This window comes from Pseudomonas sp. RC10 (genome assembly GCF_038397775.1).
GTDB classification, from domain to species: Bacteria; Pseudomonadota; Gammaproteobacteria; order Pseudomonadales; family Pseudomonadaceae; genus Aquipseudomonas; species Aquipseudomonas bambusae.
Window position 1 is genome coordinate 219,454 of record NZ_CP151650.1, and the last position, 12,921, is coordinate 232,374.

The following is a 12,921-nucleotide window of genomic DNA, read 5'->3' on the forward strand; positions in this document are numbered from 1 at the left end:
ATGTATCAGCTCTAAAACACTTTTTTCCACCGGCATGCTTCACTTATCTAAACGTTGTCAACAGAGTTATCCACAGGTTGGCCCACCTGTCGAGGTGGGTCGCCGGTTAAGGAAGATCTCATGCCGATGTTCGAAAAAGTGGGGCAGTCGCCTGCCGAACTGGAGGCGCGGCTGCGTCTCCATCGCTTGCCTGAAATTGGTGGCAAGCGTTTTCAAACCCTCATCAATGCCTTCGGCAGCGCCTCTGCGGCCCTGAGTGCGCCAGCCTCCGCCTGGCGTTCTTTGCGTCTGCCCGCGATCAGTGCCGACGCCCGTCGCGACCCAACCGTACGCGATGGCGCCAGCGCCGCATTGACCTGGCTAGAGCGTCCGGGCCAGCATTTGTTGATGTGGGACGACCCGGACTACCCCGCGCTGCTGGCCGAAATTCCTGATCCGCCGCCACTCCTTTTCGTCGCCGGTAATCGCGCTTTGCTTGATCGCCCACAGTTGGGAATGGTCGGCAGTCGGCGTGCATCCCGACCCGGGCTCGACACCGCAGCCGCGTTTGCACGAAGCCTGGCGGGCGCCGGATTTGTTGTCACAAGCGGCTTGGCGTTGGGCATTGATGGGGCTGCTCATCAGGGTGCACTGGACGTTAAAGGCGCCACGATTGGCGTCTTGGGAACGGGGATCGAAAAACTTTATCCACAGCGGCACCGTCAGCTCGCGGCGAACATGATGGCTCACGGTGGTGCGGTGGTTTCGGAGCTGCCGTTGGATGCTGATCCTCATGCCAGTAACTTTCCGCGTCGGAACAGGATTATCAGCGGCCTATCGCTGGGCGTACTGGTGGTAGAGGCGAGTGTTGCCAGTGGTTCGCTGATCACGGCGCGGCTGGCAGCGGAACAAGGCCGCGAGGTGTACGCCATTCCGGGGTCGATCCATCATCCCGGTGCGCGGGGCTGTCATCAGTTGATTCGGGAAGGCGCGACGCTGGTCGAAACCGTCGATCATATTCTTGAGGGTTTGCAAGGTTGGAAGAACCTGGCGCCCCCTCCAGCGCCTGTGGAAAACCCCGGCAAGCCCGACCATCCCCTGCTGGCGCTGCTGCACGCTGCGCCGCATACCAGCGAAGGGCTGGCTGCCAGTAGCGGGTGGTCACTGCCGAATGTGCTGGTGGCGCTGACGGAGCTTGAGCTGGACGGTTGCGTGGCGAGTGAGGCGGGACGATGGTTTGCCCGGGCACGCTGAGGTTAAACTGCCGACCAGCGTTTATTCGGAGAGCGAGTGATGGTCAGCAGTTGGCGTGTGCAACAAGCCGCACAAGAAATTCGTGCCGGGGCGGTGATTGCCTATCCAACCGAAGCGGTCTGGGGTTTGGGCTGTGATCCTTGGGATTTCGAGGCGGTGTACCGTTTGTTGGCGATCAAGGCGCGTCCTGTGGAAAAGGGCCTGATCCTGATTGCCGACAACATCCGTCAGTTCGACTTTCTGTTCGAAGACTTTCCAGAGCTGTGGATCGACCGCATGGCCAGCACCTGGCCGGGCCCGAACACCTGGCTGGTGCCGCACCAGGGCCTGCTGCCCGACTGGATCACCGGCGGGCGCGACACCGTGGCCCTACGCGTCAGCGACCATCCGCAAGTCCGCGAACTGTGCGCGCTCACCGGCCCGCTGGTCTCCACCTCCGCCAACCCCACCGGCCGCCCGGCTGCCCGCTCCCGCTTGCGGATCGAGCAGTATTTCCATGGGCAGCTGGACATGGTGTTGAACGGCGAACTGGGCGGACGCCGCAATCCGAGCGTGATTCGGGATTTGGTGACGGCTGAAGTGGTGCGTGCAGGCTGAGGCAATTCTCTGATCGTTCCCACGCGGAGCGTGAGAACGATCAAGAGCCAGCGGCGTTAAGGCACCAGGATGATCGACCCCGTGGTGCGCCGACCCGACAGGTCGGTGTGCGCCTGGGCTGCGTCTTTCAGGGCGTATTTCTTGATGTCATCGACCTTCACCTTGCCACTGGTGACCATCGCGAACACTTCATCCGCCATCGCCTGCAAGGCTTCCGGGCTGTTGGCGTAGGAGCCCAAGGTCGGACGGGTCACGTACAGCGAGCCTTTCTGCGCCAGAATCCCCAGGTTCACACCCGACACCGCGCCCGAGGCATTGCCGAAGCTGACCAGCAGTCCGCGCAGTTCCAGGCAATCCAACGACGTTTCCCACGTGTCTTTGCCGACGCCGTCGTATACCACCGATACTTTCTTACCGTCGGTCAGCTCCAGCACGCGCTTGGCCACGTCTTCCTTGCTGTAGTCGATCACTTCCCAAGCGCCGTTCGCCTTGGCGACAGCGGCTTTTTCCGGGGAGCTGACGGTGCCGATCAGCTTCACGCCCAGCGCAGCGGCCCATTGGCAGGCAATCGAGCCCACGCCACCGGCAGCCGCGTGGAACAGAATGATTTCTTCAGGGCGGATTTCATACGTCTGGCGGAACAGGTACTGCACGGTCAGGCCCTTGAGCATGATCGCGGCGGCCTGTTCGAAGCTGATGTCGTCCGGCAGTTTCACCACGTTGGCGCCTTGCGTCAGGTGCAGATCCGCGTAGCTGCCCAACTGGCCAGTGCCGTAACCAACACGGTCGCCCACCTTGACGTGAGTCACTTCGCTGCCGACGGCCTCGACCACGCCCGCACCTTCATTTCCCAGTCCCGACGGCATCGAGGCGACGGGATACAGGCCAGTGCGGAAATAGGTTTCGATGAAGTTGACGCCAATCGCTTTGTTGCGCACGACGACTTCCTTTGGACCCGGTTTGGCCGGTTCGAAATCGACATATTCAAGGACTTCAGGGCCGCCGTGGCTGCGGAACTGGATACGCTTTGCCATTTGCTTTCTCCGTCATGGATCGAAACTGCTGGAACAAAACTGTGGGTGCGAAAGGGCTCTATCGGACTCCTTCGCTCGGACTTCGTCAACTGCGGCCGCGCGCGAGCCGGTGTATGCTACGCGCCACTTTCAGGATGTCGTTCACGCCAGCGGTGCCATTGCCGAATGCACGCCAGAAGCGGAACGACGCTCAAAATACCGCTTACACGTTACTTCAAGGTATGCCCATGTCCTCACGCACCGATGCCGTCAAAGCCTACCTGCTCGACCTGCAAGACCGGATCTGCGCCGCGCTGGAGCAAGAAGACGGCAGTGGCCGTTTCGTCGAAGACGCCTGGGAGCGTCCGGCGGGCGGCGGTGGTCGTACTCGCGTGATCGAGAACGGTGGCCTGTTCGAAAAAGGCGGGGTCAACTTCTCCCACGTCTTCGGCGCCGGTTTGCCCCCTTCCGCCAGCGCTCATCGCCCGGAACTCGCGGGTCGCGGCTTCGAAGCGCTGGGCGTGTCGTTGGTGATGCATCCGCACAACCCACATGTTCCGACCTCACACGCCAACGTGCGTTTCTTCATTGCTGAAAAAGAGGGCGAAGAGCCGGTCTGGTGGTTCGGCGGCGGGTTCGACCTCACGCCTTATTACGGCGTCGAGGAAGACTGCGTTCATTGGCACCGTGTGGCCGAGCAGGCCTGTGCGCCGTTCGGAGCGGACGTCTACCCGCGTTACAAAGCCTGGTGCGACCGCTATTTCCACATCAAGCACCGCAACGAGCCCCGGGGCGTCGGCGGCCTGTTTTTCGATGACTTGAACGAATGGGATTTCGACACCAGCTTTGCCTTCCTGCGCGCCATCGGCGATGCCTTTGTTGAGGCGTACCTGCCGATCGTTCAACGCCGCAAGGCCACGCCGTTCACGCCGCAGCAGCGCGAGTTTCAGGAATTCCGCCGTGGCCGTTACGTGGAGTTCAACCTGGTGTACGACCGCGGCACCCTGTTCGGGCTGCAATCGGGCGGGCGTACCGAATCGATCCTCATGTCGCTGCCGCCGCAAGTGCGCTGGGGCTACGACTGGAAGGCCGCGCCGGGCAGTGAGGAGGCGCGCCTGACCGAGTATTTCCTGCAAGACCGCGACTGGCTGGCCGAAGGAGCACAAGCATGACTGATCACTACGTTGTCTTCGGCAACCCTATCGCTCACAGCAAGTCGCCACTGATTCATCGCTTGTTCGCGGAACAGACCGGCGAATCGCTGGATTACCAGACCGCGCTGGCGCCGCTGGACGGTTTCCCGGCGTTCGCCAAACAGTTCTTCGAGTCAGGCAAGGGCGCAAACGTCACGGTGCCGTTCAAGGAAGAGGCGTATCGACTGGCGGATCAACTGACCGATCGCGGCCGTCGCGCCGGTGCCGTGAACACGCTGGCGATTCAGGTGGATGGCACGTTGTTGGGCGACAACACCGACGGCGCCGGTCTGGTGCGGGACCTGACGGTGAACCACGGTGTCACTCTCAAAGACAAACGCATCCTGTTGCTAGGGGCCGGTGGCGCGGTGCGTGGTGCGCTGGCGCCGTTGCTGGCGGAAGAGCCTTACGTGCTGGTGATCGCCAATCGTACGGTGGAAAAGGCCGAGCAATTGGCGAAGGAATTCGCCGAATTGGGACCTGTTTTGCCTGCGGGGTATGACTGGCTGGAAGAGCCCTTCGACGTGATCATCAATGCCACGTCAGCGAGTCTGGCGGGTGAGTTGCCACCGATTGCACCGAGCTTGATTCAGCCGGGCGAAACGTTTTGCTACGACATGATGTATGGCAAAGAGCCGACCGCGTTCTGCCGTTGGGCGACCGAGCATCAGGCCGGGCAGGCGGTGGACGGTTTGGGGATGCTGGTGGAGCAGGCGGCAGAGGCTTTTTATGTGTGGCGCGGCGTGCGCCCGGATTCGACACCGGTGCTGGCGGAGTTGCGGCGGTTGATGGCCGAGGCCTGATCCCAAGCCGTCACGAATCTTCCTGCTAACGATGCCCTCCTGTAGGAGCGAATTCATTCGCGATAAGCCGGTACATTCGGCGCGTTTGTGTCGCCTGTACCGACGTCTCGCGAATGAATTCGCTCCTACAGGGTGAGCAGAACCTGTAAGCACATCGTGCATCTGTAGGAGCGCGCTTGCCCGCGATTGCGTCAGTTCAGACGCCGTGGGAGTGTCTGACTCAACGCATTCGCGGGCAAGCGCGCTCCTACAAGGTCATCGCACGGCGTTTACAACTTCGCTTTAACCGCCGCCAGCGCATCTTTGTCGTCGATGGTTTTCACGCCGTCGAGCCATTTTTCAAGCACGGCAGGGTTGGCCTTGATCCACGCCTTCACCGCGTCGGTGTTGCTGATCTTCTTGCTGTCCACTTCCTGCATGATGCTGTTTTCCATGTCCTGGGTGAACGTCAGGTTGGAGAACAGTTTGGCCACGTTCGGGCACGCGTCGGCGTAGCCTTTGCGGGTCACGGTGTAGACGCTGCCGGTGTCACCGAAGTATTTCTCGCCGCCCTTCAGGTAGTGCATACCTTTGATTTGCACGTTCATCGGGTGCGGGGTCCAGCCGAGGAAGACCACGAAGTCTTTCTTCTTCACGTTACGCTTCACTTCGGCCAGCATCGCCTGTTCGCTGGACTCGACCAGCTTCCAGTCGCCCAGGTCGAACTCGTTCTTTTTGATGATCTCCTGAATCGACGCGTTGGCCGGCGCCCCCGAGCCGATGCCGTAAATCTTCTTGTGGAACTTCTCGGCAAATTTGTTCAGGTCGGCGAAATCATGCACGCCCGCGTCGTAGACATAGTCCGGGACCGCAAGGGTGAACTCGGTGCCTTCCAGGTTTTTCTTGTACTGCGTCACGTCCCCCGTGGCGATGAACTTGTCATAGAACCCCTGCTGCGCAGGCATCCAGTTGCCCAGGAACACGTCCATTTGACCGTCCTTGAGACCACCATAGGCAATCGGCACTGCCAGCGTATCGACCTTGGTCTTGTAACCCATGCCTTCGAGCAGGAAACCCGCCGTGGCATTGGTTGCAGCGATGTCGCTCCAACCTGGATCGGCCATCTTGACCGTACTGCAGCTCGCGTCAGCGGCGTATGCAACGACGCTGCCCAAGCTCATCACCGCAACCGCCAGCGTTGTGAACAACTTCTTCATGGTGTGCCCCTTTTTGGTTTTCTAGGTGTTGGCAGGGTTCAAGGTTGTGGATAACGGGCCTTACGCTCCAGATCGTCGAGATCGATATGGTTGCGCATGTATTGCTGACTGGCGTCTACCAGCGGCTGGTGATCCCAACTCTTCAGCTTGCCGAGCGCCAGCGACTCGGCGACGAAACGCCGACGACGCTGGCTGGCGAGCACCTGGTGGTGTATCGCCGGAATGTCCCATTTGGCCTTCGCTTCAGCCAGGAACGTGTTGAACAGGTCGCGATGGGCCTCGGATTGGCTCAACTCTTCCTGCTCCTTCGGATCGTTATGCACGTCGTACAGCAGACATGGGTCCTGTTCCGAATAAATGAATTTGTAGGCGCCGCGACGAATCATCATCAGCGGGCTGTTGGTGCCTTCGGCCATGTACTCGCCAAACACTTCGTCATGGCCGCCCTCGCCTTGCAAATGCGGCAACAGCGAGCGACCGTCCAGTGGCAGACCGGCTTCCAGATTGCCTTCTGCCAGCGCCACGAACGTCGGCAGCAGGTCGGCGGTGGACACCGCAGCCTTCACGCGGCCAGCCTTGAATTGCCCCGGAGCGTACACCAGCAGCGGCACGCGGGCAGACATTTCAAACCAGTGCATTTTGTACCAGAGGCCACGCTCGCCGAGCATGTCGCCATGGTCGCCCGAGAACACGATGATCGTGTCATCGGCCAAGCCGGTGTCTTCGAGGGTCTTCAGCAGTTTGCCGACGTTGTCGTCGATATAGCTGCACGCGCCGAAATACGCGCGGCGGGCGTCACGGATCTTGTTCTCCGGCAGCGGCTTGTCCCACAGGTCGTAGACCTTGAGCAGACGCTGGGAGTGGGGGTCTTGATCAGCCTGGGCAGGGGGCGCAGGCGGCATTGGAATCTCGTCATCGTGGTAGAGATTCCAGTATTCCTTGGGGATGGTGTACGGGTCGTGGGGGTGAGTCATCGACACGGTCAGGCAGAACGGCTGATCGCCGTCTTCGCGCACGTGATCGAACAGGTATTGCTGAGCCTTGAACACCACCTCTTCGTCGAAATCGAGCTGATTGGTGCGCACGCATGGGCCGGCTTGCAGCACCGACGACATGTTGTGATACCAGGTCGGGCGCACGTCCGGCTCGTCCCAGTTCACCGCCCACCCGTAGTCGGCGGGGTAGATGTCGCTGGTCAGGCGCTCCTCATAGCCGTGCAGCTGATCCGGGCCGCAGAAATGCATCTTGCCCGACAGCGCGGTGCGATAGCCGAGACGACGCAGGTAGTGGGCGTAGGTCGGAACGTCGGCAGGAAAGTCGGCAGCATTGTCGTAAGCGCCAATCTTGCTCGGGAGCTGGCCGCTGACCAGGGTAAAACGCGACGGTGCGCACAGCGGGCTGTTGCAATAGGCAGCGTCGAACACCACGCCCTCAGCGGCGAGGCGGCTCAAATTGGGCATCTTGATTGGAGATGAGGCGTAAATCGGCAACATCGGCGCGGCCATCTGATCGGCCATGATGAAAAGAATGTTCTTGCGCTTCATGTCTTCGCGGCATTCCATAGTGAATATTTATGCGAAATTGCTGGTCCAGAGAATGAGACCCATGGATTCAGCGGTAAAGCCCATAAAACGCAATGCCTAGGATAAGCCACGCTTATGTTTGAAGCCCTCGGTGACACGTCGTTGGACCTGCTTCGCGGTTTCGAGTCCGCTGCCCGCTTGCGCAGTTTCACAGCGGCAGCCATCGAACTGGGCACCACTCAACCGGCCATTAGCCAGCAAATCAAAAGGTTAGAAGAACAACTGGCAACGCGCCTGTTTGATCGCATTTATCGCGGCATCGAACTCACCGACGCCGGAGAGATTCTGTTCAATCACGTGCAGGCCGGTTTGCAGTCGATGGACGCCGGATTGAGCCTGATCACCGAGCAGCATCAGCATGAGGTGTTGCAAGTGGCGACCGACTTCGCCTTCGCCGCGTACTGGCTAATGCCGCGCCTGCATCGCTTTCACAAGGACAACCCCGACGTTGACGTCAGCCTGGTCACCAGCGAACGCAGCCACAGCATGCTGCGAGCGGATATCGACGTGGCGGTGCTGTTTGGTGACGGGCGTTTCAAGCAGGGCGAGAGCCACTGGCTGTTCAGCGAAGAGGTGTTTCCGGTGTGCAGCCCCAAGCTGCTGGCCGGGCGTGATCTGCCGCTGCGACCCGAAGCGCTGAAAGAGTTTCCGCTGCTGCACCTGCGGGGTGAAGGCGGCAACAACTGGTTCGATTGGGGCGGCGTGTTTCGCGCCCTCGGCATCGCTCAAGCGCCTGCACCGGGGCAGTTGAGATTCGACAATTACACACTGTTGATTCAGGCCGCGATTGGCGGGCAAGGCGTGGCCATCGGCTGGCGGCATCTGGTGGATGAGCTGCTGGAGCAGGGGTTGTTGTGTCGGCCCATCGAGGCCACCGCCATTTCCGCCTACGGTTATTACATCGTGCTCCCGCAACGCAAACGTCGTGTGCAAATCGTGCAGCGGTTTGTTGATTGGTTAAAAAGCGAGCAGGCGTTAAGCGGGGATTCGCTGGTCGGCAAGCCGTTGCCGTCCATCGCGGTGTGATCACGGCCGATCTCTGTAGGAGTGAGCTTGCTCGCGAGAGCGGTGGGTCTGTATGAAGGTGGAGACTGACACGCCGTTATCGCGAGCAAGCTCACTCCTACAGGTTGTCGTTGTCGGCGGTCCCGGGAAATGAATTCAAGAACATTGAGGAATTAGGTATGCCATCCATCGAGGGCTACCACGCCCACATTTACTTCGACGCCCAGACAATCGAGCAGGCGCGAGCCCTGTGCGAGACGGTTGCGGCGAAATTCGATATCCGCATGGGGCGTGTGCATGAACGGCCTGTCGGACCGCATCCGGACTGGAGTTGCCAGTTGGCATTCGCCCACGAGCAATTTGCGGATGTGATGTTGTATCTGGCGCTGAATCGCAGCGGGCTGGTGGTGTTCACCCACCCTCTTACCGGGGATGACCTGGCGGATCACACCGAGCATGCGATCTGGATGGGAGCGATTCGGGAGTTGAATGTGGGGATGTTCAGGTAGTCGTTGTCTGGCGCCGATATCAACTGTAGGAGCGAATTCATTCGCGAAGCGGTGGCACATCCCACAGATATCTGTCGGATGTACCGGCCATTCGCGAATGAATTCGCTCCCACAGGTTTGCCCCTTTTTGCCAGGGGGAACCTTAGTTCAGCACACCATCCAGAATCTCATACACAATCCCGCTGCCAATCGCGACGAGCACGACATCCGGGCCCAGGCGGCGCCATTCGTAGCCGTCGTAACGTGGCAAGAATTCCTGCGATCGGGCGTCGAGGCGGCGGCCGTAACCCCGTGGCAACGGATGGCCCTTCACGATGTGCACGTTAGGTGGCAACGGCTGGCCGCGACCGATGACCTCGCGATGCTCTTGAATCGTGCGACGAACGTCGCCGAAATCAGCTGGCGGGCGACCACCTCCGCGATGATCATTGCCCCGATTATTCTGTGGACCCCCTTGTGGCCCATGATCCTGATGTTGGCCTTGGCCGTGATCATCGTGACCGTCACGTTGATCCGGCGGTGCCGCGTGCACCAAGGCACTGGCGCTGAGCATCAGCACGCCCAACCCGGCGATCAGACGATTCGAGACTTTCATGTAGCGCGCTCCTGGGCGAATTCGAGGCAGCAAAAAGGGGTTCAGAATCAGGCTCTGAACCCCTTTTGCTGTACTGCTTAGTCTGCTAACGAACCCGTTGATTCCTCTGTATCAGAAACTTTACGTTCAGGACACACGGGCCTTACGAACGCCTTCTGACAGCTCCGAACACAACTTCAGCACGTTGCTCACCGCCTGGTCTGGCGATTGCGCGTTGGCGATGTGGTCGATCAGTGCCGAACCCACCACCACGCCATCGGCTACGCGGGCAATCGCGGCGGCCTGTTCCGGCGTACGAATCCCGAAGCCGACGCTGATCGGCAGGTCCGAATGACGGCGCAGACGCGTAACGGCTTCCTTGACGTGCTCGATGGTCGCCGAACCCGCGCCTGTGACACCGGCCACCGACACGTAGTAGACGAAGCCCGAGCTGCCGTTCAAAACGGTTGGCAGACGCTTGTCGTCAGTGGTCGGCGTGGTCAGGCGGATGAAGTCCAGATCCGCGTCTTGCGCCGGGTCGCACAGCTCGCCGTTATGCTCGGGCGGCAGGTCGACCACGATCAGGCCATCGACGCCGGATTCGTGTGCTTCAGAGATGAAGCGCTCAACGCCGTAGTTGTGAATCGGGTTGTAGTAACCCATCAGCACCAGCGGCGTGTTGCTGTCTTCAGCGCGGAACTCGCGAACCATTTGCAGGGTTTTTGCAAGGTTCTGCCTAGCGTCCAGCGCGCGAATGTTCGCCAGCTGAATCGCCGGGCCGTCGGCCATCGGATCGGTGAAGGGCATGCCCAACTCGATCACATCGGCACCGGCTTTCGGCAGGCCTTTGAGGATTGCCAGCGAGGTGTCATACGCCGGATCGCCTGCGGTGATGAAGGTCACCAGGGCGGCGCGGTCTTGTTCTTTCAGCTCGGCAAAACGGGTTTGCAGGCGGCTCATCAGTGTTTCTCCTGCTTGGACAGATCCAGGTGATGCATGACGGTTTGCATATCCTTGTCACCGCGACCGGACAGGTTGACCACCATCAGATGATCTTTCGGCAGTGTCGGCGCGCGTTTGAACACTTCGGCCAAGGCGTGAGCACTTTCCAGCGCCGGGATGATGCCTTCCAGACGGCAGCACTGGTGGAACGCGGCCAAGGCTTCGTCGTCAGTGATCGAGGTGTATTCCACGCGACCGATGTCATGCAACCACGCATGCTCAGGGCCGATGCCGGGGTAATCCAGACCGGCGGAAATCGAGTGGGCGTCGATGATCTGGCCATCGTCGTCTTGCAGCAGGAAGGTGCGGTTGCCGTGAAGGACGCCTGGCACACCGCCGTTCAGGCTGGCCGCGTGCTTGCCGGTTTCGATGCCGTGACCGGCCGCTTCGACGCCGATGATGCGCACGCTGGTGTCATCCAGGAACGGGTGGAACAGCCCCATGGCGTTGGAGCCGCCGCCGATGCACGCCACCAGGCTGTCTGGCAGGCGGCCTTCCTGTTCTTGCAACTGCACGCGGGTTTCCTTGCCGATCACGGCCTGGAAGTCGCGGACCATCGCCGGGTACGGGTGGGGACCGGCCACAGTGCCGATCAAATAGAACGTCGTGTCAACATTGGTCACCCAGTCACGCAGCGCTTCGTTCATCGCGTCTTTCAGGGTGCCGGTACCGGCCACGACCGGAATCACCGTGGCGCCCAGCAGCTTCATGCGGAACACGTTCGCCTGCTGGCGCTCGATGTCCGTGGTGCCCATGTAGATCACGCATTCCAGGCCGAAACGCGCAGCGACGGTGGCAGTCGCCACGCCGTGCATGCCCGCGCCGGTTTCGGCGATGATGCGCTTCTTGCCCATGCGGCGGGCCAGCAGGATCTGGCCGATGCAGTTGTTGATCTTGTGCGCGCCGGTGTGGTTCAGCTCTTCGCGCTTCAGGTAAATCTTCGCGCCGCCGCAGTGTTCGGTCAGACGCTCAGCGAAATACAGCGGGCTTGGACGTCCGACATAATCGCGCTGGAAGTAGGCCAGTTCCTTGAGAAACGCAGGGTCTTCCTTCGCCGCTTCGTATTCGCGGTTCAGATCGAGGATCAGGGGCATCAGGGTTTCGGCGACGTAACGACCGCCGAACGCGCCGAACATGCCGCGATCATCCGGGCCATTGCGGTATTGGGTCTCTGTCTGGGACATAGGAACCTCCAAGGTGACGAATAGGGTGAGCCGTTGAGGCAGTGAACACACTTTAACCAGCGCCAAAGCCGATGAAAACCGATAAGATCGCCGCAACCTGTCAGAAAAACTCACAGATACCATGAGCCGCGACCTTCCTCCCCTAAACGCTTTGCGCGCCTTCGAAGCCACCGCCCGCCTGAACAGCGTCAGCCAGGCCGCGGAACAGCTACACGTCACCCATGGTGCAGTCAGCCGCCAGTTGAAAGTGTTGGAAGAACACTTGGGCGTGAGCCTGTTCAGCAAGGACGGGCGCGGCCTGAAACTCACAGATGCCGGCGTCCGTTTGCGAGACGCCAGTGGCGAGGCGTTCGACCGACTGCGCAGCGTGTGCGCCGAGTTGAGTCAGGACAGCGCCGATGCGCCGTTCGTCTTGGGCTGCTCGGGGAGTTTGCTGGCGCGCTGGTTCATTCCGCGATTAGGCCGACTGAATGCCGACCTGCCCGATCTGCGGTTACACCTGTCGGCAGGTGAAGGCGATCTCGATCCTCGGCGCCCTGGTCTGGACGCACTGCTGATCTTCGCAGAGCCGCCGTGGCCTTCCGACATGCAGGTATTCGAACTGGCGAGCGAGCGCATTGGGCCGGTGCTGAGCCCTCGTTTTTCGCGATACGAAACATTGCGGAACAGCCCCGCACAGGCATTGCTGCATGAGCCGCTGCTGCAAACCCTGTCGCGTCTGCAAGCGTGGCCGAGCTGGGCTAAACAAAACGGCATTGATCCCGACGCGCTGAAATACGGCCAGGGTTTCGAGCATCTGTATTACTTGTTAGAGGCAGCTGTCTCGGGCCTTGGCATTGCCATCGCCCCGGAACCGTTGGTGGCCGATGACTTGAAAGCCGGACGCCTCGCTGCGCCGTGGGGCTTCAGCGAAACCCCGGCGCAACTGGCGTTATGGGTGCCTAAACGCGCCGCCGATGGGCGGGCCCGGCAACTGGCTCAATGGCTCAAGCAAGAACTGGCGCATTCAGGTCGGGCCTGATCAGGTGT

The 12,921-nt window shown here is 60.7% G+C and carries 13 protein-coding genes; 7 read left to right on the top strand and 6 right to left on the bottom strand.

The genetic code is table 11. The features are described 5' to 3' along the window. Positions 1-120: 120 nt before the first annotated feature. Both dprA and AAEO81_RS00990 read left to right on the top strand, forming a co-directional pair. A complete protein-coding gene (gene dprA, locus AAEO81_RS00985; RefSeq protein ID WP_341961114.1) occupies positions 121-1,233 on the top strand; it encodes a DNA-processing protein DprA in 1,113 nt (370 codons plus the stop codon). A gap of 39 nt (positions 1,234-1,272) precedes the next feature. Next, on the top strand, positions 1,273-1,830 hold the full coding sequence (locus AAEO81_RS00990) for an L-threonylcarbamoyladenylate synthase (protein WP_166593906.1): 558 nt from the start codon (positions 1,273-1,275) through the stop codon (positions 1,828-1,830). A gap of 56 nt (positions 1,831-1,886) precedes the next feature. On the opposite strand, the gene AAEO81_RS00995 is transcribed toward AAEO81_RS00990, so the two are convergent. Further along, positions 1,887-2,864, bottom strand: coding sequence for an NADPH:quinone reductase (locus AAEO81_RS00995; protein ID WP_166593905.1), 978 nt, complete (start codon positions 2,862-2,864; stop codon positions 1,887-1,889). A 227-nt stretch (positions 2,865-3,091) separates the two neighbouring features. On the opposite strand from AAEO81_RS00995, the gene hemF reads away from it, so the two are divergent. Both hemF and aroE read left to right on the top strand, forming a co-directional pair. Continuing rightward, a complete protein-coding gene (gene hemF / locus AAEO81_RS01000) occupies positions 3,092-4,015 on the top strand; it encodes an oxygen-dependent coproporphyrinogen oxidase (protein WP_166593904.1) in 924 nt (307 codons plus the stop codon). Then, complete coding sequence (gene aroE / locus AAEO81_RS01005; protein WP_166593903.1) at positions 4,012-4,839, top strand: shikimate dehydrogenase; 828 nt, start codon at positions 4,012-4,014, stop codon at positions 4,837-4,839. The genes hemF and aroE overlap by 4 nt, the downstream gene beginning before the upstream one ends. Positions 4,840-5,108: 269 nt before the next feature. Here aroE and choX read toward each other — a convergent pair whose 3' ends face one another. Beyond that, positions 5,109-6,035, bottom strand: coding sequence for a choline ABC transporter substrate-binding protein (gene choX / locus AAEO81_RS01010; RefSeq protein ID WP_341961117.1), 927 nt, complete (start codon positions 6,033-6,035; stop codon positions 5,109-5,111). Positions 6,036-6,073: 38 nt separating this feature from the next. Next, on the bottom strand, positions 6,074-7,579 hold the full coding sequence (gene betC / locus AAEO81_RS01015) for a choline-sulfatase (RefSeq protein WP_341961118.1): 1,506 nt from the start codon (positions 7,577-7,579) through the stop codon (positions 6,074-6,076). Between the two features lie 114 nt (positions 7,580-7,693). Here betC and AAEO81_RS01020 point away from each other — a divergent pair, with 114 nt between their 5' ends. Together AAEO81_RS01020 and AAEO81_RS01025 are read left to right on the top strand one after the other, a co-directional pair. Beyond that, positions 7,694-8,644, top strand: coding sequence for a LysR family transcriptional regulator (locus tag AAEO81_RS01020; protein ID WP_341961119.1), 951 nt, complete (start codon positions 7,694-7,696; stop codon positions 8,642-8,644). Positions 8,645-8,802: 158 nt separating this feature from the next. After that, positions 8,803-9,132 (top strand): DOPA 4,5-dioxygenase family protein, encoded by a 330-nt coding sequence (locus AAEO81_RS01025; protein WP_341961120.1) that lies wholly within the window; start codon positions 8,803-8,805, stop codon positions 9,130-9,132. Positions 9,133-9,274: 142 nt separating this feature from the next. Here the strand turns inward: AAEO81_RS01025 and AAEO81_RS01030 are convergent, their stop codons facing one another. From AAEO81_RS01030 to trpB, 3 genes are all read right to left on the bottom strand, one after another. Next, a complete protein-coding gene (locus tag AAEO81_RS01030) occupies positions 9,275-9,727 on the bottom strand; it encodes an anti-virulence regulator CigR family protein (RefSeq protein WP_341961122.1) in 453 nt (150 codons plus the stop codon). Positions 9,728-9,853: 126 nt separating this feature from the next. Continuing rightward, positions 9,854-10,666, bottom strand: coding sequence for a tryptophan synthase subunit alpha (trpA, locus tag AAEO81_RS01035; RefSeq protein ID WP_341961123.1), 813 nt, complete (start codon positions 10,664-10,666; stop codon positions 9,854-9,856). Continuing rightward, positions 10,666-11,892, bottom strand: a complete 1,227-nt coding sequence (gene trpB, locus AAEO81_RS01040) for a tryptophan synthase subunit beta (protein WP_341961124.1) — start codon at positions 11,890-11,892, stop codon at positions 10,666-10,668. Before trpB ends, trpA begins: the two co-directional genes overlap by 1 nt. A gap of 121 nt (positions 11,893-12,013) precedes the next feature. Between trpB and AAEO81_RS01045 the strand changes: the two genes are divergently transcribed. Then, positions 12,014-12,913: a LysR family transcriptional regulator gene (locus AAEO81_RS01045; RefSeq protein WP_341961126.1), complete on the top strand. Its 900-nt coding sequence runs from the start codon at positions 12,014-12,016 to the stop codon at positions 12,911-12,913. Positions 12,914-12,921: the final 8 nt, after the last annotated feature.